We start from the raw sequence: 19,386 nt of genomic DNA, 5'->3' as shown, positions 1-19,386 counted from the left end.
CGCCTGTGAGCCGCCCTCTGCCGCGTTTCGCCGTCCCCGGCGCCGAGCTCGATGTCGAGCTGAGCGACGAGGGAGGCCACCCGGTCGTCCAGCTGCACGGCCTGACCTCCAGCCGCGTCCGCGACCGGCTGCTCGACCTCGATCTGGGGCGAGGGCTCAGCGGCACCCGGCTGTTGCGGTACGACGCGCGCGGGCACGGCCGCTCGGCAGGGCGAGCTGTCCCGGAGGACTACCGATGGGAGGTTCTGGCCGACGACCTGCTGCGGCTGCTCGACCGGTGGTTCCCAGGTGAGCGGGTCCACGGCGTGGGCCCGTCGATGGGTACCGGGACGCTGCTGCACGCGGCGCTCAGGCAGCCGGACCGGTTCTCAGGTCTGACTCTGCTCGTCCCGCCGACAGCGTGGGACACGCGTGCGGCGAAGGCCGAGGACTACCGTCGCGCGGCCGATCTCGTCGAGAAGCACGGCGTGGCGGCGTTCGTGCGAGCCGGGCGGCTGTACCCGGTCCCACCCGCGACCTCGCAGCAGCCCGAGACGACCCCCGATGTGCCCGAGCACCTCCTCCCGGCACTGCTGCGGGGTGCGGCGCTCACCGATCTGCCGGCTCGACGGGCTCTCGCCGGGCTGAGCATGACGGTCCATGTGCTCGCTTGGGTCGACGACCCGGCCCACCCGGTCTCGACGGCGGAGAACCTGGTCGCGACGCTGCCGGACTGCACCCTCGACGTCGCCCATGTCCCGGCGGACGTCGCGGCGTGGCCGGAACGGCTCATGCAGCACGTGGCCCGGAGCACCGCGGCGGGCGAGTCGCCGAACCAGGTCCGCCACGGGTGAACCCTGGCACGACACGCCGGATCGGTGGTCGATCCGAACCGCGTCCGGTCAGCTCTCGCTGTCTGTTCCCGGGTGACCGCCGAGGCCGGCCACGAAGGCGGTCAGCAGGTTCCATCCGTGGTCCCAGGAATCGAGCTGGCTGTCCGAGCTCAAGTGCCCCTGCGCACCGACGCTCACCCGGGGCGCGCCCCAACGCCGGGCAAGGTCCCGCGAGCTGGGCGACGCGCAGTAGGGGTCGTCGTCGCTGGCTACCACCAGGCTCGGCGTGCCCAGCGGCAGCGCGGCGACGACCAGGAACGACGGCGCCGCGTCTCGGGGGAAGGCAGCGCCGTGCCTGTCCGGCGGAGCCACGAGGAACGCACCGCGCGTGTCGTCGGCGTGCCGCGACAGCCAGTGGGCCACCGCGAGGCAGCCGAGGCTGTGGGCGACGAGCACGGTGTCCGGTCCAGATCGTGCGCAGGCCCGGGTGATGGCGTTGCTCCAGTCCTCCAGGTCGGGTGCGGTCCATGACGCCGGCGCGATTCGAGTGGCACGGTGGCCCCAGGCGGCTTCCCACCGGCTCTGCCAGTGGCGCTCATCCGATCCGTCGATACCGGGAACCAGCACGAAGTCCACGAGTCACCAATCATTATGCGCCCAGAGGGTGGGGCGACGAACAGTTACCTGGGTGACGATGACATGGGGGTATCACCCCGGTCGCTCTCGACGAATGAATCGAAAGTAGATGCCCGGAGGAACGATGCATTCCATGGACTCGACCGATGCCGCGCTCCTCGCCCTGTTGCAGAGCGACGGCCGGCTCAGCGCGGCGGAGCTCGGGCGCCGGGTCAACCTTTCCCAACCCGCGGTGTCCGCCCGTATCCATCGGCTCGAACAGGCGGGTGTCATCACCGGGTACCGAGCCAGCGTCGATCCGGCGAAACTGGGACTCAACATCCATGCCGTCATTCGCCTACGGACCACGCACGCCCAGATCCCCACGGCGCTCGCGATGTTCGACAAGCTCGCGGAGATCACGAACACCTACCGGCTGACCGGCGAGGACTGTTTCCTGCTCGATGTCCACGCCGGCTCCGCGGAACGACTCGAGCGCATCGTCGATACCGTCGCCCGCCTCGGCCCCGTCACCACCTCACTGGTCCTGAGGGCCTACCCACCGAAGGCCGTCACCTCACCCCAGCAACAGTGAGCCAACGGGACCCGCGCTCAGGCCCGGGTGGGGCCTCGGGTTTCAGGCGAGCGCCGTGACGAGCAGGGCGAAGGCAGCGATGATCACCGCCACGCGGACATAGTGGAAGCGTTCCCAGCGGCGCAGCTGCTGAGTCCAGTCCTCGGGCCGGTTGTCGGGGGTCCACGTCTTGTTCCGGTTGTTGATCGGGACGAGCAGCAGGACCGACATGACCACGCTGAGGAACAGCAGCCCGCCGGCGGTGACGACGAGGCCGCTACCGGGATGGTGTCGCCCGGCGACGGCCCAGAACCCGACGAGGACGAGGGAGCCGATGTACCAGATCGGCATCACGGCGCCGAGTATCCGACCCCCGTGGGCGTGGCCGAGTTGGCCGCTGTCCTCGGGGAGCGCGTGGAAGATCGGATTCATGACGAAGGCGACGGAGAACTCCACCCCCACCATCACGCCGACGATCACGGTGGTGACGACCTCGAGTGCGTTGAGCACGGCGACCCTCGCTAGGACCTAGCATCGACAAGTAACCGTTCAACGCTAGCACTGCTATCGCTCGAATATCTAGCAGCGCTACATTCTTGGACACCGCCACAGTCACGCCCTGCGCTTACGGCGGCTCCACAGAGGTGGTCCGGGAGAACACGGCGTCCTGGAGCAGCGTGCCGGTATCCGGCCGATCGTGACCTGGGCGTCGGTCAGGCCGGCGAGTCGAAGGACAGCGAGCGCACGCCGCCGCGCAGCAGCATGTCGACGAACCGGTGACTCTTCTCCACGTGCTCGCGCATCAGCGAGCGAGCGTCTGCCACCTTGCCGTCGACCAGCAGCTCCAGGATCCGGACGTGGTCGCCGTGGACCTCCTCGCGCCGGTTGAGTCCGTCTAGCCGCCGGTAGGGCTGGGTACGGCTGTAGATGGTGCCGAGCATCCGGACCAGCTCGTCGTTGCCGGACAGCGCGGCCAGCTCGGCATGCACCCGCTCCTCGACGACCGGGTCCCCGCTGGTCCCGTCGCACGTCCGGGCGAGTAGCGCCTGAAGCGCGGGGCGGTCCGCCTGCTCGCCGACGAGCTGGATCACCAAATCCTCCAGCGTCGCCCAGATGACCATCAGGTCGGCGACCGTCTCCAGCTTGACCACCCGGACCGCGTACCCGCCGCTGGGCAGTCGCTCGACCAGCCCCATCTCCTGCAGCGACTTCAGCGCCTCACGCACCGGCGTTCGACTCACCGAGTAGCGACGAGCCAGTCCCTCCTCGGTCAGCCGCTCGCCAGGTTCGAGCTCGAAGTCCGAGATCTGCCGGGCCACCGCGTCGACGACCTTTTGGCTCCGTGCTTCGTTCTGTGCAGCCCCCATCGACTCCAGTGTCCTACTCTCTGTCGCCCCGTGACCAGCGGCCCGCACACGAAACCCGTGTACCGCGGAGTATACGAGTCCGGCCCACCGGTCCGGCCGATCACCGTACCCCGCACCGGCAATCGAGCCGAGCCCCTTGCCGTACGCGCAGGTCAGCTGTAGCTTTCCCGCTATCCCGTTCTGTATGCAAGTCAGTACACAATCAGCAACGGTGCTGTATGCACAGCGGGGACGAAGTCGACCAGGTCGTCCGCGGACACACCGTGGGCAGTCCCGTGCGCGGCCTCGCCGACACCCGAGCCCGACACCGCCGAGGTGAGCCATGATGAACCAACCACCCCCGGCCGGCCACGAGTCCGTGGCGGCCACCGCGTCCGGTCCGGGAGGCCGCGCCGCCACCCTCGGTGAGGTCCTCGACCGGATCGGCGTGACCAGAACGCACTACTTCGCGCTGGTCCTCGTAGTGCTGGGCGGCCTGTTCGAGGTGTTCGAGCAGTTGATCCTGTCCTCACTCGGCCCCGCGCTGCAGAAAGCGTTCGGGGTCGACACGTCGAGCATCGGCATCCTGTCCAGCATCACGCTGGTCGCCGTCGTCGTGGGCGGGATCAGCGGCGGCGTGCTCGGCGACCGCCTCGGCCGCCGGTCGGTGCTGTCGGTCAGTCTGGCCGTGTACTGCGTCGGCACGGTGATCTCGGCGTTCGCGCCTTCGTACCTGGTACTCGCGCTGAGCCGGGTCATCACCGGCCTCGGCGTGGGCGGCGAGATCGCCATCGGGCTGACCTACCTGTCCGAACTGTCGCCGACCAAGGTGCGCGGCGTGTTCGTCTCGCTGTTCAACACCATCTCGGCGGGCGTCGGCGTCTTCCTCGTGTTCGCCTACACCCTGCTCGTGCTGGGCCCGGTCGCCACGCTCACCGGCGCGGGCGACGACGCCTGGCGGTGGGCGTTCGGGCTGCTCGGGCTGCCGGTGATCCTGATCGTGTTCTTCCGCCGCTACCTGCCGGAGACCCCGGCGCACCTGCTCAAGCGCGGCGACATCGACGGGGCCAACCGCGCGCTGACCCGGCTGGCCAGCGGACGCCTGCGGCCGCCGCCGGACGACCAGGTGACCGCGTTCGTCGACGAACGCACCGCCGCGGCCTCGGAGAGCGCGCAGACCAGCGGGTCCGCGTCCGGCGAACTGGCCAAGGTGCTCTCCCCGCCGCTGCGCAGGCGCACCGTCGTCATGTCGGTCGCGGCGTTCCTGGCCTGGGGCGTCGAGTTCAGCATCATCTTGATCATGCCTACCCTGCTGGTGCAGCGCGGGTACTCGATCGCCGGCAGCCTCGCGCTGACCATGGTGCAGAACCTCGGCGCGCTGATCGGCGCATGCCTGGCCACGCTGGCCAGCTACGTGCTGGCCCGGCGGGCCGTGGTGGCGATCGGCACGGTGGCCGGCTCGGTCTGTGTGGTCGTCTTCGCGCTGTACGCCTACTCCGACTGGTCGATCCTGCTGATCGGCTTCGCCTTCCAGCTCTGCTGCCTCATGGTCAACACGACCGTCTGGCTCTGGTCGCCGGAGCTGTACCCCACCAGCATCCGGGCGTTCGGCACCGCGCTCGTGGTCAACGTCGGCTTCCTCGGCGGCGCGGTGATGCCGGTGGTCGCCACCGTCGTCTTCGAGCGGACCGGAGTCGTCGCCGCGTTCTGCCTGCTGGCCGTGATGTACCTGCTGATGGCGCTGCTCATGCCGCTGAGCACCGAGACCCGGGGGGTCTCGCTGGAGGAGCTGCACGGCAGACCGGTCCGCGCCGGCTGAGCACCCCGCTCCCACCCCGCATCGGAAGACCGGCCCGCCCGGGCCAGGAAGGAACGACATGCCGAGAGACTTCATCGGGTACAACAACAACTACCCGGACGTGGCCTGGCCAGACGGAAAGCGACTGGCACTGTCCATCGTGGTCAACTATGAGGAGGGCGCCGAGCGGGCCTATCCGAGCGGCGACGACACCCAGGAGACCGGCACCGAGTGGGGGCGCTCGCCGGTGCCGGACGGCACCCGGGACCTCGCCATGGAGTCCATGTACGAGTACGGCTCCCGGGTCGGCGTGTGGCGCATCCTCGACGTGCTCGAGCGGCACTCCGCCCCGGCCACCTTCTTCGCGGCGGCCAAGGCTCTCGAGATCCACCCCGAGGTCGGGCGGGTGGCCGTCGAGCAGGGGCACGAGATCTGCAGCCACGGCCTGCGCTGGGAGGAGGTCTTCCAGCTGTCCCGTGACGAGGAGCGCGCGCACATCCGGGAGGCCGTCGAGATCATCGAACGGGTCACCGGTACGCGGCCGGTCGGCTGGTACTGCCGCTACGGCCCCAGCGTGCACACCCGCGAGCTGGTGGTCGAGGAGGGCGGGTTCAGCTACGACTCGGACGCCTACAACGACGACCTGCCCTACTACGTCGACGTGCACGGCACCGACCAGCTCGTGGTGCCCTACACCGCCGACGTCAACGACATGCAGTGGTGGATGGGCACCATGGTCACCGGCGGCGAGTTCCACACCTACGCGCGCGACTCGTTCGACGTGCTGCGCGCCGAGGCGCAGATTCGGCCTCGGATGATGTCGGTCGGGCTGCACTGCCGGATCATCGGGCGGCCCGGGCGGATCGGCGGCCTCGACGACTTCCTCGCCTACGCCTCGTCGTTCCCGGACGTGTGGATCACTACCAGGGCACAGATCGCCGAGTGGTGGCACACGCTGCGCAAGGACGGTGCGGTATGAGCGGGGACGTGCACGTGGGCGGGTTCGTGCGGCACCGGGGCGGGCCGGACGAGAGCGGGCTGCTGCTGTCATCGGTGAACGTCCCGGAGATCGAGCACTGTCTCGGCGTCGCCACGGTGCCCGAGGGCGTCGTGGTCGAGCACGAGACGGTGCACACCACCGGCGAGGTCATGTACGTCGCGGCGGGCAGCGGCGAGCTTCGCCGGGACGGCGACCCGATCGCCTTCCAGCAGGGCGACGCGATCTTCATCCCGCCCGGCCGGTGGCACTCGCTGGCCAACACCGGCGTCGGCGAGCTGGTCTCGGTGTTCTCCTTCCCGTCGCCGTCGCGGCCACCCAGCGAGTCGCGCCCGGCGGGCGGACGGTGAACCCGGTGACCGCTGGTCCGAGCCGGATGTGACGGATCGGGTGAGAAGAGCGCAGTGGCAGTACGCTCGCGCGCGCTCGACTGACCCCGGTCCGGCCGATGCGGGCGCCGCCGAGCTTCGCTGTCGGTGAGGATCGAAGCGGAATCCATACCCACGCAGTGTGACGATCTCGGGGATGTCGACGTCGCCGGCCATTGGCGTGGCACGGCTGATCGCGGCGCCGGGCTCGCCGACGAGCCTGGCGAGCGAACCGGTTCGTCACCGGGGCTCACCCGGCGCGCGGCCGTGTCCACCTCGACGCCGTCCAGATCGGGTGGTCCCAGGTCGGGCCCGGTTCGCCACACTGCCGGTCAAGGCAAACGGAGGGTTATCGGCTGCCCATCATCGGGTCACCGTGCGTTGTCGGCGGGGGCGCGGGGCACAGACTCCTCGGGTGCGCACACGTATCGTCGGGTTGTCCGCGCTCGCGGCCGTGCTGGCGATCGCCCTGTTCGGGATACCGCTGGCGGCCATCGTGGTGAGATATCTGCTCGATGACGAGCGGGGCGAGCTGGAACGCTCCGCGGATCTGGCGGCCGTGTCGGTCGGTATCCAGCTCGCACTCGGCCAGACCCCGGGCCCGCTCATCAGCACCGAACACAACGCCACCCTCGCCGTCTACGACCCGACGGGGCGTCGGATGACCGGCGACGGGCCGCCGACCGCCGACCCACCGGTGGCCAAAGCCGCCGGCAACGGTCGGGTCCACACCTCGGACCCCGGTGGCGACATCGTTGTCGCGGTGCCCGTCCGCGCCGGCGGCTCGGTGCTCGGGGTCGTACGTTCCAGCACACCGACAACCGAGGTGTACTCGCGGGTCGTCACCGTCTGGCTGCTGATGGCCGGTCTGGCCGTCGGGGCTGTGCTGGCGGTGTGGCTGCTCGCCCGACGGATGGCCGCCCGGTTGACCCGGCCGTTGGAGGACCTGGCCGAGACCGCGCACGAGTTGGGCGACGGCGACTTCAGCGTGCGTTTCCGTGCTGCCGGGATAGCCGAGATCGACTCGGTCTCAGACGCGTTGAACACCACCGGCACCAGGCTCAGTGACCTGGTGACCCGGGAGCGCGCATTCTCCGCCGACGCCTCCCACCAGCTGCGGACTCCGCTCACCGCCCTGCGTCTCGGACTCGAGGTGGCGCTGGAGGACTCCCACCAGGACCTGCGCGCCGCTGTCGTCGCCGCGGTCGAGGACACCGAACGCCTGCGGAAGACCGTCGAAGACCTCCTCTCACTCGCCAGAGACACGGCGCGCTCGCGCGAACCACTGGCCATCGACGCCCTACTCCACGGCCTCGACCAGGCATGGCGCCCCCGGCTCACCGCCCACAACAGAACCCTCACCATCCACACCGGAACACACCTGCCCGATTCCGGCGCCTCGGCCGCCGCGGTACGACAGATTCTGGCGGTACTGATGGACAACGCCCTGACCCACGGCGCGGGAGGTGTCGTCGTCGCGGTGCGCGACGCCGGCGGTGCGCTCGCCATCGACGTGACCGACGAAGGCCCCGCAATCACCACACCCACCGATGAACTCTTCCTCCGCCGAGGCGCGACGGCCACCGGGCACGGCATCGGTCTGGCACTGGCCAGAAGCCTCGCCGAGGCCGAAGGCGGCCGACTGCGACTGACCCGGCCCGCTCCCCCGACCTTCACCCTGTTCATCGCCACCCTCCAGCACCTCTGCCCTACGGCGGCGGCTCCCCGCACAGCACCGGCCCACACGCGCTGACCCACGATCGACGCCCGACCCATGCATGGTTGCCCGTGACACAGAAGCGGTTGACCCTGTGTCAGGGAACACCGCACCAGGGAGGCCACACGCTGTGGGCAGTTCCACCATCAACCTCGGCTGGGGTCTGGGTGCGGCGCTGGTGGTGCTGGTGGCCGTCGCGGTCGGGGCGGCCACGGCAGGCCGGTTGGGTGTCGCACGCCAGGTCGTGACGGCCGCGGTCCGCGCCTGCCTGCAGCTCGCGGCCGTCTCCGCCGTGATCGTGGCGGTGGTCGGGTCGCTGTGGCTGACCGCGGCGTTCGTCGTGCTGATGTTCGGCGCGGCCCTGTGGACCTCCGCCCGCCGCATGTCACCCGACCGCTCCGCGCTGCTCAGCGCCATCCCGATCGCGGCCGGCACGCTACCGGTACTGACCGTTGCTCTTGGCTCCGCCGCGGTACCGATGACTGGCATCGCCATCGTGCCGGTGGCCGGCATCATCATCGGCGGGACCATGACCGCGACCTCCCAGGCCGGGCGCCGAGCACTCGACGAGATACACACCCGCCACGGCGAGTACGAAGCGGGCCTGTCGATAGGGCTGCGCGAACGGGACGCGGCCCTGCACGTATGCCGGGCGGCCGCGACCCAGGCGCTCATCCCGCCGATGGACCAGACACGCACGGTCGGCCTGGTCACCCTGCCGGGCGCCTTCGTCGGGGTGCTACTCGGAAGCGGTGACCCGGTCCAGGCCGGCGCCGCGCAGCTGCTGGTCCTCATCGGGCTGCTCGCCGCCGAGGTCATCGCCGTGCTCATCACCCTCGAACTCGTCGCGCGAGGCCTCATCACCCGCCCCACCGATCGATGACCGGTAGCGCTACTCGTCGTCCGGGGAATCCATCGCGCGCACGAAGTTCCGCACGAAGCCGTATGCCAACGTCGTGGTGTCCGCGCCCGGCCGTCCACCCATGCCCACACCATCCGCGGCCAACGCCACGAGTTGCTCACGATCGAGCCGCGTCATGATCATGGCGGCGATCTCCTCGGACGTCGCCGCCGGCCGGTCCCGCACCGCTGACCGGTAATGAGCCGACAGCGCCCTGATCGCCCCGGACACCAAGATCAGTTCTCGCTCGGCGCCGGAGGCACGAGCACTACCGCCGTGGACGCAGCCAGTGTCATCAACACGAGATCAACGCTAAAGAACCGACAGCAAGCCCCCGACCAGCCGACGGTAATCGATCGGCAAACTCCCGACCTCACCACAGCATGATCAGGCGAGCTCGAAGCGGAACCCGTGACCCCGCAACGTGACGATCTCGGGAAGAACGACATCAAGCCCCTCGGCCGCCGCCACGAGCTTTCGCCGCAACGCCGCGACATGCACGTCCAACGTCTTGGTCTGACCGAACCAGTCATGACCCCACACATCAGCCATCAGCGTCGAACGACTGATCGCCACACCCGGCTCGGCCGCGAGCCTGGCCAACAGGTCGAACTCCCGCGCCCGCAGCACCACCGGCACCGAACCCAGCTGCACCCGCCGAGCGGCGACATCAACCTCCAGATCGCCCAGCGTGTAGGACGGCGCGGAAGTCTGGGACGTGGTACCGCGACGAAGGTGCGCCCGGATCCTCGCGTGCAGCTCACGCAACCGGATCGGTTTGGTCAGATAGTCGTCCGCGCCCGCCTCCAGCCCGACGACAACATCCATCTCCTCATCACGAGCGGTGAGCATCACGATCACCGTGCCCGGCTGCGCGACACGCAACTGCCGACACACCTCGACACCATCCAAGTCGGGCAACCCCAGATCGAGCAAAATCAAATCCGACGGCGCGGCACGCAACGCGCCGTGCGCGGTGCGCTGCCAGGTGACCTGGTAGCCGTTCGACCGCAAACTACCCTCCAGAAGACGACCGATCGTCATCTCGTCCTCGACCACCATCACCCGAGCCGTCACCCCACCGAGCCTAACCGGCGGTCAGCAGAGGAAGCCCGGGGCGCACAATCCCGGAGTGCGCACACGTATCGTCGGCCTCGCCGTCCTGGCCGCCACGCTGGCGATCGCGCTGTTCGGCGTTCCGCTCGCGGCGTTCGTCGTGCGGTACCTGATCGACGACGAACACAGCGAGCTGGAACGGTCCGCCGACCTCGCCGCCGTCACCGTCGGGATCCAGCTGGCGCTCGGTCAGCAGCCCGGACCGGTCGCCAGCACCGAACACGACGCGATCCTCGCCGTATACGACCCGTCAGGCCGACGGATGATCGGCGAGGGGCCACCGATCGGCGATGTCGCGGTCGACAGAGCACGTAACGGCCGCATCCATGTCGCCGACCGTGACGGCGGCATCGTGGTCGCGGTACCGATCCGTCACGGCGACACCCTGCTCGCCATGGTGCGTGCCAGCACGACCGCCACCGAGGTCTACACCCGCATCGCCCTGGTGTGGCTGCTGATGGCGGGACTCGCCCTGATGGCGGTGCTCGCGGTCTGGCTCATCGCGCGACGGATGGCCCTACGGATGAGTCGACCCCTCGAAGACCTGGCGGTGACCGCCCGAGAACTCGGCGATGGCGACTTCAGCGTGCGGTTCCCGGTCGCCGGCATACCGGAGATCGACTCGGTCGCGGACGCGCTCAACAACACCGGAACCCGGCTCAGCGACCTGGTGACCCGCGAACGCGCCTTCTCCGCCGACGCATCGCACCAACTCCGCACCCCGCTGACCGCGCTGCGCCTCGGCCTGGAGGTGGCACTCGACGAGCCCAGCCACGACCTACGCGCGGCGGTCACCTCTGCCGTCGAAGGCACCGAACGGCTACAGAAGACCGTGGAGGACCTGCTCAGCCTCGCACGCGACTCCACCCGGCTCCGCGAACCACTCGCGCTCGAACCCCTGCTGAACGCGCTGACCCTGACCTGGAGACCACGTCTGGAAGCACAGCACCGGATGTTCGCGTGCACAACCGCGCCTCGGCTACCGGTCTCCAACGCCGCCGCGGCGGCGGTCCGCCAAATCCTCGCCGTGTTGATCGACAACGCGGTCACCCACGGCGTGGGCACCGTGCGGGTGAGCGTCCGCGACGCCGGCGCCGCACTGGCCATCGACGTGGCCGACGAGGGCCCGGGGATCAGCCTGGGTGTCGACCAGCTGTTCACCCGGCGCAATCCGACCGCAACCGGTCACGGCATAGGCCTGGCGCTGGCGCGCAGCCTCGCCGAAGCCGAGGGCGGCCGACTCCGGCTGACCAAGCCCGCACCACCCACTTTCACCCTGTTCATACCGACACCGGATGGCCCCGACGAGTCCGCCTGAAAATCGGTCGATCAAGTCGATTCGCACCTCGGAAGGTAAATTGTCGGTAATCCGATGGCCATGATTTGACCATTTAATTCATCTATCGGCGGCCGAGTGAGTCGCCCAACAAGACTGACGCACCATACGTATCCGCAGGTCAGCGCTACTCAGCACGAATCGTATTCCGACTCGAACGCACCGTCTCACCCATCGTGAATGTCGAGTGGCGGTCACTCGCGACCGCTACCGTGACGTCGACGCAGCGGACTCACGCGCGCATCAATCAGCAAGGCATAAAGACAGGAGGACGATGTCTTCGCACGCCCAACAATCGACCCGATACGTAATGCGGAAGCTCCCCCAGGTGACGTTGCTGTTCTGGGTACTGAAGATCGTCGCGGTCACACTGGGCGAGACCGCCGGAGATCTGCTCGGCATCACCCTCCAGGTCGGCTACGTCGCCACCGCGATCATCTTCCTGGTCTTCTTCGGCGCGGTCCTGACACTTCAGCTCCGAGCCGGACGTCTGCACCCGGCGCTGTTCTGGGCCGTGGTCCTCGGCACGAGCATGGTCGGCACCGAGGTCTCGGACTTCCTCAACCGGGGATTCGGCCACTCCAGCGAACCCAACGGCATCGGCTACGCCTGGGGCGCGGTCCTACTCAGTGGGCTGCTGGCGCTCGTGTTCCTGGCCTGGTGGCGCACCGGCCAGACCTACGACGTGGAGAACATCGCCAGCCGCAAGGGCGAGTTCCTGTACTGGATCGCGATCCTCGTGTCCAACACCCTGGGCACCTCCAGTGGCGACTGGCTGTCCGACGACACCGGACTCGGTTTCACCGGCGCCTTCCTTGTCATCTCGGCGATCATGCTGGTCATCGTCGCCGCGCACTACCTGACCAGCGTCAACGGCACCCTCCTGTTCTGGTTGGCATTCATCCTGACCCGTCCGCTCGGCGCCGCCGGCGGTGACGCACTGACCAAACCAACCGACGAAGGTGGCCTGGGCTGGGGCACGCTGTGGGGCTCGGTCGCACTTCTGACGCTCCTGATCGGGCTGACCATCCTTCAGATCGTCCAACTCCGCCGCCGGCCACTCGAACCCCTGCCGCTCCCGATCAACCGGCTCACCGGCGAACCACAACACCCCAACGGAGCCCTGACCGGTTCAGCCGGGCCACACCCGTGAAGGCCCACCGCTGTCCAACACGCGCGGGCGAATCGTCCACGACCGTGCGCGTCCGATCGGCTGATTAGGCGATGCTGACCAGGCCATTCGCCTCCTGAATCCGAATGCCTCGATACACCCGGATATGCGAGAGGTCTGCCATGTCCATGACGCTCAGCCACCACGTTGCCGCTCTCGTGGGACCGCCGGACCATCTGTTGCTCGTGGCGGTGAGACTGACCTGCCTCCTCGAGCGAATGCGCAACAGAATCCGACGGCGTACCGCCGAAGCGATGGGCCACGGCCAGACCCCACCGAACGACTCATGGCCGCTGGAGGACCAGAACGACCTGTGGTCCGACGACGATCCCACCCGGGGCGGCGAGACCGCCGACTGGACGGCGGACGGATTCGAACCGGCCACGACCAGCTCGTTTTCACCCAGGTCCGTTTGAGGGCCGTAGACCGATCATCAGCACCCGGGAGGCGTCGGGAAGTCCAGGCCGCGTGCGGTCCCCGTCAGATCACGTAGCTCTCGTGCGTCTCGGGGACGAACAGCTCGTCCACGGCGAGCCGGCGGCGGGTGAGCCCCTGCTCGTGGGCGTAGCGCAGGAAGACCTCGAGGGTCGCCCGGTTGGGGGCGAGTCCGTACGGCCAGAAGTCGCGGCCCAGCAGCTCTCGGGTCCGCTCCAGCTCGTCGGTCAGCCACGGCACCATGTACGGGTTGGCCGCGACCTCCCCCATCCGCGCCTCGGTCAGCGCCTTGGACCGCTCGAATGCCGTGTACAGCGAGCGCGCGACCCACGGTCGGCCCACGTATACGTCCCTGCGCAGCACCACCACATGCATGATCGGGAAGATGCCGGTCTCGGCGGCGTAGCGCTCCTCCTCGCCGCGGGCGTCGGCGAACAGCCTGCGCAGCTCGCCGCCGCCGGTGAGCATCGGCCGGGGCGTGCGCGGGGCGTAGAGCGCGTCGATCTCACCCCCGAGCAGCATGTCGACCAGTGTGCGGTCGGCCGGGATGGGCCTGACGTCGATACCGGAGGGCAGGTCGAGGTGCTGCTTCTCGACGCGTCCCGGCGTGTGCATGCCCCCGGTGCGGTAGCGCACGGAGGCAACCGGCAGATCGTGCCGGTCGGCGAGTATCCCTCGGATCCACACCACCGCCGTCAGCTGGTACTCGGGAACGCCGACCGTGCCGCCCGCGAGATCGGCCGGCTTCTCGGCCGCGCTGTCGGCGCGGACGTAGACGCCGTGGTGGCGAAACGCGCGGGACGGAAACACCGGGATCGCCACCAGGCCATCGGCGGCCTCCGCGCCGCCCGCCGCCAGGTGGGTCACGTACGACGACAGCGACATCTCCGCCGCCTCGAACTCCCGGTGCCGCAGCATCCGGAAGAACGTCTCCTCGACCGGTAGGTTCAGGTAGGTCAGGTCCACACCCTCAGGCCGGACGGTGCCGTCGGCGAGAGCTCGCGTGCGGTCGTAGTCCCAGCAGGCCAGGGTGATCGGAATTCGGCTCACGGCTGGTCCGCCGCAGAGCGTCCGCTGAGCTCGCGGGTCGCGACGTACTGGCGCACCCTCTCCGCGTCGAGCACGACCGAAGGGTCGTACTCCGGGGCGTCCTCGTACTGTTCGAGGTCGTCGAGCCCGCAGTACCGGTACACGCGGTTCGTCGCCGAGATGAGCCGGGCGGGGCGCGCCGGGTCGGCGTTGAAGTGCTGGTGGATCGTGTTGGGTGGCACGTAGATGACATCGCCGGCCTCCCAGCTGAAACGCTGCACCTCCTCCTGTGGCGTCCAGTGGTACGTGTCGGTGATCTCGACGTCGCAGTCCTGGTGCAGGTCGTATCCCGTGCCCTCCAGTACGTAGAGGCACTCTTCCGCGAGGTGGCGGTGCCGACCGGATCGGCTGCCACCCGGGATGATCTGCATGTACGCGTCGACGGTCTCCATCCGTGTGTCCAGCGCCTCGTTGAGCAGGTGCTTGAGCAGGCCCTGGCGCGACATCTCCCACGGCATGTCGTCGGGGTGCAACACCTTGCGTCGCCCCGCGTTGCGCACGGGCGCATCAGCCGCCCGCTGCAGCTGCTCGGCGTAGAGCTGTGCCGTGCGCGCCCCCGCGACCCAGGCACCGGTCTCGTCCCACGCCATCTCAGTACCCCTCTGCCGGGTGGTTGTGGTCGGTCTCCTCCTCGCGGGCGGTGAAGGCCTCCCCGCCGGGGGCGGCCGTCGTCGCGCGCGGCTCGACCTGCTTCTGGAACAGCATGTTGAGGAACAGGTACATCGGCTTCGTCTTGATCACCAGCGCCCGGGCGGGCCGGTCCGGATCGGCATTGAAGTGCTGGTGCACGCAGTTGTTGTGCACGATCGCGACATCGCCCGCCGACCAGTCGTAGCGGATGCCGTCGTGGATTTCATAACCCCGGCCGTCGAGGATGTAGAAGGCCGCCTCGTTGACGTGCCCGTGCTTCTGCGACTTCCCGCCCGGCCCGTACTCCTCCAGGTGCAGATGGAAGGTCTGGGCGATGCCGTCCTTCGGTTCGACGTAGTGGCGGCTGTAGGCCTGGGGCCCGTCGACGAACTTGATCTCGTTGGCCTTGCGGACGCGCGGCATCGAGCGCAACCGCCGCAGCTCCGCGTTGAGCCCGTACTCACCCTGGATCGCGCGGACGAAGGTCCGGTTCTTCTGGCTGTGGTACAGGTGCGCGAGTGCCGGGTCGTCCCCCGGCTGGTCGCCGTCGCTCATTCAGCTACTCCGATCTAGTTACTGACCTGCTGCACGCCGCGCAGCTGCGCGTCGTAGCGGTCATCCCAGGACTTCGCGTTCTCGACCAGTGACCGGGTGTCGAACGGGACGATGTTCAGCCCCTGCAGGCTGGTGTCTCCCTCGACCTCGGTCGAGGGGGTGAGGTGCTGCTCCACCAGCAGCTTCTGGCCCTCATCGAGCATCCAGTCGTAGAACAGCCAGGCCGAGGCCGGGTGCTGCGCGTTGGCCAGCATCCCGACGCCGTTCGGCCGGGGGAAGGCCGGGATCGGGTTCGTCCCGTCGGCAAGGCGATAGGCGACCGGAGCGCCTGCGTCCTTGGACTGCTGCGTGATGTAGGTGTAGTTCATCGCGTCCATCGAGGTCTGTCCGGCGCTGAGCAGCTGCATCATCACCACGTGCCCCTTGGCCGCCTTGGCGTTCGCCACGATCCCCTGCCACAGCTGGTCGACCTGCTGCTGGGTCTTTCCGTGGGCGAGCCAGTAGTCGGTGAGGTTCGCGTACCAGTCGCTGTCCGACAGCTCGATGGTGATCTTGCCGCGGTACTTCGGGTCGGCGAGGGCCTCCCAGCTGCGCGGCTCCTGGCCCGGCGCGATCAGGTTGGTGTTCCAGGCCGGCAGGAACAGGTTGACGCGGTCGGCCGTCCAGTGGTCGAACCGTCCCTCCTTCACCCTGTCGAGAGCCGGGCCGTCGTAGTCGGCGAACAGGTGCTCACCCGCCAGCGTCGCCATCTCGGCGAAGTCGCTCTCCACCGCGTCGGCACCGGGCCGGTTGGCCTGCCCCTCCTGCAGCGTGCGTTGCACGATCGTCTCGGAGTTGGCCCGGAAGAGACTCACCGGAATGGCGAACTGCTTCGTGAACGCCGCCACCACGGGCTGGGCGAGACTGTCGGTCATCGACGTGTACAGCGAGAACGCGCCCTCCTGCTTGGCCAGCTCCACCGCCTTGGCTCGCTGCTGATCCTTGGGGAGCGCCGCGATCTGGGCGTAGACGGCCTGGGCCGCCGACGCGGCAGGCTGGTCACTCCGACCCTGGGCGGAGTCGGCCAGTCCGCCGCCGCACGCGGTGACCAGTAGCGCCAGTGCGGTCAGCGCGGCCGTCTGCCCGACGAGCGATCGAGTCTTCATCGACTTGGTCCTTCCGCGGGATGAGCACCAACACCGTCCGATTCGGACTGATGGTATTACAATTAGCCCTTTAAGGGAAGGTCCGGTCGCGGCAGCCAGCGCCGCATCGCCGCCGCACACACGACGGCGGTGCCGCCCATCACCATCGACGCCTGCGCGAGGGCCGACACCGCGCTCACCGCGCCGATCACCACCGGCCCCAGCCCGTTTCCGATGTCGGTGCAGAACCGCCACGCTCCGAGGAAGACCTGCCGGCCCACGGCAGGCGAGACGTCCGCGCCGAGAGTCATGTTGAGGCCGCTGCCCAGGCCGTTCGCCAACCCCATCACCGACGCCAGCGCCGCGAGCAGGACCGGGGTCGTCGCCAGCGGCACTACGGACAGTGCCAGGCCGAGGCCTGCCATCGAGACCGTCACCACCCAGCGCCGGCCCAGCCGGTCCATCGCCAGGCCACCTGGGTAGACCGTGGCGATCTCCATCGCGCCGGACAGCCCGAAGACCACACTCGCGGCCGTCGGTGTCATGCCGATCTGGTCCGCCCACAGCGGAACCACGACCTGGCGGGCCGTGCGGACCGCGCTGATCGTCAAGCTCCCCATCCCGATCGTCGCGAAGACCCGCAGATGATCACGGAGGATCCGGGTCGAGGACCGCGTTACGGTGTCGGCCACGCAGTGCCCGTCCGGCCCCGGTTCGAGCTTCCGCACGTCCCGGTCCGGCACGACGACCAGCACGCCGCCCGCGAGTAACGCCGCAGCCACGTGTACCCAGTAGCCACCGGCGAGCCCCAGCGGGCCGGTCACCGCGGCGGCGAGGAACGGCCCCACGAACAGCCCGACCCGCTGCATGCCGCCCAGCAGCGACAACGCCCGCCCACGCAGTCGGTAGGGCATGACCTCGGTGAGATACGCCTGCCGCGCGAGGCTCCACACCGCCGAGGAGACCCCGACCAGGCCGAGACCCGCGCACAGCGTGATCACATCCGGGGCGACCAGGCACAGGGCCAGGCCCGCAACGGCGACGACGGTGGCGATGAGCATCGCCCGCCGCTCCCCCAGGCGCGCGGCGAGGTTCCCGGCAGGGACGTCGCCCAGCAGCTTGCCGACACCCATCGCCGCCACCGCGACCGCCGCCATCCCCACGGACGCCCCTCGGGTGGTCGCCGACAGGGCCACCAGCGGCACCACCGCGCCTTGGCCGATGCCGAACAGCAGCGACGGCAGGTACACCGCCAGCCCGACGGACCGTGGCGACGGAACGGCGTGATCCGTCACGAGAAGAGCAGCGACTTGATCACCAACGGCACGACACCCGGTGGGTCGAGCAGCTCGCCGACGTCGACGAAGTCGAGGTCGCCCAGCTCGGCCCCGTCGATCGAGATCAACGGCCTGCGCAGGCCCAGCTCACGCTCCAGCAGCCGGCCCAGGCTCTGCCCGACGTCGCCGTCGATCACCAGGACCAACGGCTGGTCGCTCTCGCCCGCGAAGCCGACGATCCCTCTGCCGACGGCGGCGAGACGCTCGTAGGTGGGCGGTCCGGTCCACGCGAACGCGCACGCGAGTGCCTCGTCCGAGCCGCGGTCCTGCAGCGCGGCGCGGCGCCGGAACGCCGCCGTCACCGCCACCGGGTCGACGTCGAACGCCAACGGCTCCCCCAGGTGGACCACCGGGACGTTCTGCACCGGCAGCGTGGCGCCGGGCGTGAGATGGATCGTCTTGCCGCTGACCTGCACGGTGAACTGGGATGCACCGATGACGGTCGCACGGATGCGCTGCCCTGGGTCGAGCACCGGCAGCCCCACCCGGCCGGCGAGCCGAGCGCCGACCGCCTCGGCCAGGTCCCGCGCGATGTCGCCGTAGTCGCGCCGCTCGTTCCCGAGCAGGTACTCCGACACCCCACCGGAGAACGTGAGGTAGGCGGGTGCCACGGTGCGGGGCAACGGGTCGGTGAGCTCCAGCTCGCGCCCGAGTTCATCGGTGGGGCCGCCGGCTACCTGGTCGACGAGCAGGTCGGCCAGCCGCTCCGCGATGGCGCGCCGGACCGAGGGATCGGCCAGCTCGGCGGGACTCGTACCCAGGCCCAATGCCGCGGCCACCCGCAGCGCGGAGTGGTCGACGCGCGTCCACTCCCCCGCCCGATCGGTCGCCACCAGCCGCCCACCCACGGCGAACGCGGCGACGCCGACGATCTCGCCCCGGTCGATCAGTGCGAGCTTGGTCGTGCCGCCGCCGATGTCGACGTGCAGCACCTGAACGCCGCGCTCGCGTGACACCCGGGTGGCGCCGGAACCGTGCGCGGCCAGGATGGCCTCCAGCCGGTGCCCCGCGGTGGCGCACACGAACGTGCCGGACACGCTGGCGAACAGCTCCCCGATCGCCCTGGCGTTGCGCTTCTTGATCGCCTCGCCGGTGAGGATCACCGCGCCGCTGTCGACATCGGCCTGGGTATGGCCCGCGGTCACGTAGCTGTGGCGCAGGAAGTGCCCGAGCTCGTGGACGTTGATCGTGCCGTCGGGCAGGAACGGCGTGAGCACGATCGGCGACCGCCACTCCACCTGTCGGTCGACCACCTCGAAGCGGCTCGAGACCGCGCGCACGTCCCGCTTGAGGAAGACCCGGGCGAAGAGCAGGTGCGAGGTGGAGCTGCCGATGTCGATCCCTACGGTGAGCAGTTCCAGGGTGTCCTGCTCCAGGATCGCCCTGGCGATCGCCTCCCGTTCCTCGTCGGAGAGGCCCGCACCGTGCTCGTGGTCGAAGTCGACGTCGTGCATCCGGCGGACCC

At 69.3% G+C, this 19,386-nt stretch carries 21 protein-coding genes; 10 read left to right on the top strand and 11 right to left on the bottom strand.

What is annotated here, in order from left to right; translation table 11 throughout:
* The first annotated feature begins 5 nt into the window (after positions 1-5).
* Positions 6-833 (top strand): alpha/beta fold hydrolase, encoded by an 828-nt coding sequence (locus G406_RS0109095; RefSeq protein WP_211241087.1) that lies wholly within the window; start codon positions 6-8, stop codon positions 831-833.
* A gap of 48 nt (positions 834-881) precedes the next feature.
* Here G406_RS0109095 and G406_RS45705 read toward each other — a convergent pair whose 3' ends face one another.
* Positions 882-1,448, bottom strand: a complete 567-nt coding sequence (locus G406_RS45705) for an RBBP9/YdeN family alpha/beta hydrolase (RefSeq protein ID WP_037075783.1) — start codon at positions 1,446-1,448, stop codon at positions 882-884.
* Positions 1,449-1,581: 133 nt separating this feature from the next.
* Between G406_RS45705 and G406_RS0109085 the strand changes: the two genes are divergently transcribed.
* Complete coding sequence (locus G406_RS0109085; protein WP_245607059.1) at positions 1,582-2,022, top strand: Lrp/AsnC family transcriptional regulator; 441 nt, start codon at positions 1,582-1,584, stop codon at positions 2,020-2,022.
* A gap of 42 nt (positions 2,023-2,064) precedes the next feature.
* Here the strand turns inward: G406_RS0109085 and G406_RS0109080 are convergent, their stop codons facing one another.
* Entirely contained in the window at positions 2,065-2,511 is a 447-nt protein-coding gene (locus tag G406_RS0109080; RefSeq protein WP_028933580.1) for an anthrone oxygenase family protein, read from the bottom strand.
* Between the two features lie 203 nt (positions 2,512-2,714).
* On the bottom strand, positions 2,715-3,368 hold the full coding sequence (locus G406_RS55520; RefSeq protein WP_169736658.1) for a GntR family transcriptional regulator: 654 nt from the start codon (positions 3,366-3,368) through the stop codon (positions 2,715-2,717).
* Between the two features lie 325 nt (positions 3,369-3,693).
* Between G406_RS55520 and G406_RS0109070 the strand changes: the two genes are divergently transcribed.
* The 5 genes from G406_RS0109070 (at position 3,694) to G406_RS0109050 (ending at position 9,110) form a co-directional block, all read left to right on the top strand.
* Entirely contained in the window at positions 3,694-5,166 is a 1,473-nt protein-coding gene (locus G406_RS0109070) for an MFS transporter (RefSeq protein WP_169736657.1), read from the top strand.
* Positions 5,167-5,224: 58 nt separating this feature from the next.
* Positions 5,225-6,124 carry an allantoinase PuuE gene (locus tag G406_RS0109065; RefSeq protein ID WP_028933577.1) on the top strand — a complete coding sequence of 300 codons (900 nt, stop codon included), beginning with the start codon at positions 5,225-5,227 and terminating at the stop codon, positions 6,122-6,124.
* Positions 6,121-6,492 (top strand): cupin domain-containing protein, encoded by a 372-nt coding sequence (locus G406_RS45700; RefSeq protein ID WP_037075782.1) that lies wholly within the window; start codon positions 6,121-6,123, stop codon positions 6,490-6,492. Before G406_RS0109065 ends, G406_RS45700 begins: the two co-directional genes overlap by 4 nt.
* Positions 6,493-6,925: 433 nt before the next feature.
* Entirely contained in the window at positions 6,926-8,263 is a 1,338-nt protein-coding gene (locus G406_RS45695; protein ID WP_064742875.1) for a sensor histidine kinase, read from the top strand.
* Between the two features lie 94 nt (positions 8,264-8,357).
* Positions 8,358-9,110, top strand: a complete 753-nt coding sequence (locus G406_RS0109050) for an ABC transporter permease (protein ID WP_037075780.1) — start codon at positions 8,358-8,360, stop codon at positions 9,108-9,110.
* Positions 9,111-9,119: 9 nt separating this feature from the next.
* Here the strand turns inward: G406_RS0109050 and G406_RS0109045 are convergent, their stop codons facing one another.
* Positions 9,120-9,359 carry a hypothetical protein gene (locus G406_RS0109045; protein ID WP_028933575.1) on the bottom strand — a complete coding sequence of 80 codons (240 nt, stop codon included), beginning with the start codon at positions 9,357-9,359 and terminating at the stop codon, positions 9,120-9,122.
* Between the two features lie 156 nt (positions 9,360-9,515).
* The gene (locus tag G406_RS0109040; protein WP_037075869.1) at positions 9,516-10,190 is read right to left on the bottom strand and encodes a response regulator transcription factor; all 675 of its coding nucleotides are present in this window, start codon (positions 10,188-10,190) and stop codon (positions 9,516-9,518) included.
* Positions 10,191-10,260: 70 nt separating this feature from the next.
* Between G406_RS0109040 and G406_RS0109035 the strand changes: the two genes are divergently transcribed.
* The 3 genes from G406_RS0109035 to G406_RS0109020 all read left to right on the top strand — a co-directional run bounded on the left by G406_RS0109035 (position 10,261) and on the right by G406_RS0109020 (position 13,167).
* The gene (locus tag G406_RS0109035) at positions 10,261-11,562 is read left to right on the top strand and encodes a sensor histidine kinase (RefSeq protein ID WP_028933573.1); all 1,302 of its coding nucleotides are present in this window, start codon (positions 10,261-10,263) and stop codon (positions 11,560-11,562) included.
* 328 nt (positions 11,563-11,890) lie between these two features.
* The gene (locus G406_RS0109030; protein ID WP_211241086.1) at positions 11,891-12,733 is read left to right on the top strand and encodes a COG4705 family protein; all 843 of its coding nucleotides are present in this window, start codon (positions 11,891-11,893) and stop codon (positions 12,731-12,733) included.
* Positions 12,734-12,873: 140 nt separating this feature from the next.
* Entirely contained in the window at positions 12,874-13,167 is a 294-nt protein-coding gene (locus G406_RS0109020) for a hypothetical protein (RefSeq protein ID WP_156934753.1), read from the top strand.
* Between the two features lie 64 nt (positions 13,168-13,231).
* On the opposite strand, the gene G406_RS0109015 is transcribed toward G406_RS0109020, so the two are convergent.
* The 6 genes from G406_RS0109015 to G406_RS0108990 all read right to left on the bottom strand — a co-directional run bounded on the left by G406_RS0109015 (position 13,232) and on the right by G406_RS0108990 (position 19,375).
* Entirely contained in the window at positions 13,232-14,236 is a 1,005-nt protein-coding gene (locus tag G406_RS0109015) for a substrate-binding domain-containing protein (RefSeq protein ID WP_028933570.1), read from the bottom strand.
* A complete protein-coding gene (locus G406_RS0109010) occupies positions 14,233-14,865 on the bottom strand; it encodes a cupin domain-containing protein (RefSeq protein ID WP_028933569.1) in 633 nt (210 codons plus the stop codon). The genes G406_RS0109015 and G406_RS0109010 overlap by 4 nt, the downstream gene beginning before the upstream one ends.
* A gap of 1 nt (position 14,866) precedes the next feature.
* Complete coding sequence (locus G406_RS0109005; RefSeq protein ID WP_028933568.1) at positions 14,867-15,460, bottom strand: cupin domain-containing protein; 594 nt, start codon at positions 15,458-15,460, stop codon at positions 14,867-14,869.
* A 14-nt stretch (positions 15,461-15,474) separates the two neighbouring features.
* Positions 15,475-16,605 carry an ABC transporter substrate-binding protein gene (locus tag G406_RS0109000; RefSeq protein WP_028933567.1) on the bottom strand — a complete coding sequence of 377 codons (1,131 nt, stop codon included), beginning with the start codon at positions 16,603-16,605 and terminating at the stop codon, positions 15,475-15,477.
* A 62-nt stretch (positions 16,606-16,667) separates the two neighbouring features.
* Positions 16,668-17,879 (bottom strand): MFS transporter, encoded by a 1,212-nt coding sequence (locus G406_RS0108995; RefSeq protein ID WP_028933566.1) that lies wholly within the window; start codon positions 17,877-17,879, stop codon positions 16,668-16,670.
* The gene (locus G406_RS0108990) at positions 17,876-19,375 is read right to left on the bottom strand and encodes an ethanolamine ammonia-lyase reactivating factor EutA (protein ID WP_028933565.1); all 1,500 of its coding nucleotides are present in this window, start codon (positions 19,373-19,375) and stop codon (positions 17,876-17,878) included. Before G406_RS0108990 ends, G406_RS0108995 begins: the two co-directional genes overlap by 4 nt.
* Positions 19,376-19,386 lie beyond the last annotated feature (11 nt).

Origin of the sequence: Actinospineispora spinosispora DSM 44797 (assembly GCF_000429025.1) — a bacterium.
Lineage (GTDB): Bacteria > Actinomycetota > Actinomycetes > Mycobacteriales > Pseudonocardiaceae > Pseudonocardia > Pseudonocardia spinosispora.
This window is presented reverse-complemented; position numbering and strand designations above follow the sequence as displayed.

What these genes read in the sequence shown, in the direction of transcription:
- G406_RS0109085 (WP_245607059.1), top strand. Translation starts at nt 1,582, where the DNA reads ATGGACTCGACCGATGCCGCGCTCCTCGCCCTGTTGCAGAGCGACGGC.
- G406_RS55520 (WP_169736658.1), bottom strand. Translation starts at nt 3,368, where the DNA reads ATGGGGGCTGCACAGAACGAAGCACGGAGCCAAAAGGTCGTCGACGCG.
- G406_RS0109070 (WP_169736657.1), top strand. Translation starts at nt 3,694, where the DNA reads ATGAACCAACCACCCCCGGCCGGCCACGAGTCCGTGGCGGCCACCGCG.
- G406_RS0109065 (WP_028933577.1), top strand. Translation starts at nt 5,225, where the DNA reads ATGCCGAGAGACTTCATCGGGTACAACAACAACTACCCGGACGTGGCC.
- G406_RS45700 (WP_037075782.1), top strand. Translation starts at nt 6,121, where the DNA reads ATGAGCGGGGACGTGCACGTGGGCGGGTTCGTGCGGCACCGGGGCGGG.
- G406_RS0109040 (WP_037075869.1), bottom strand. Translation starts at nt 10,190, where the DNA reads ATGGTGGTCGAGGACGAGATGACGATCGGTCGTCTTCTGGAGGGTAGT.
- G406_RS0109030 (WP_211241086.1), top strand. Translation starts at nt 11,891, where the DNA reads ATGCGGAAGCTCCCCCAGGTGACGTTGCTGTTCTGGGTACTGAAGATC.
- G406_RS0109020 (WP_156934753.1), top strand. Translation starts at nt 12,874, where the DNA reads ATGTCCATGACGCTCAGCCACCACGTTGCCGCTCTCGTGGGACCGCCG.
- G406_RS0109010 (WP_028933569.1), bottom strand. Translation starts at nt 14,865, where the DNA reads ATGGCGTGGGACGAGACCGGTGCCTGGGTCGCGGGGGCGCGCACGGCA.
- G406_RS0109005 (WP_028933568.1), bottom strand. Translation starts at nt 15,460, where the DNA reads ATGAGCGACGGCGACCAGCCGGGGGACGACCCGGCACTCGCGCACCTG.
- G406_RS0109000 (WP_028933567.1), bottom strand. Translation starts at nt 16,605, where the DNA reads ATGAAGACTCGATCGCTCGTCGGGCAGACGGCCGCGCTGACCGCACTG.
- G406_RS0108990 (WP_028933565.1), bottom strand. Translation starts at nt 19,375, where the DNA reads ATGCACGACGTCGACTTCGACCACGAGCACGGTGCGGGCCTCTCCGAC.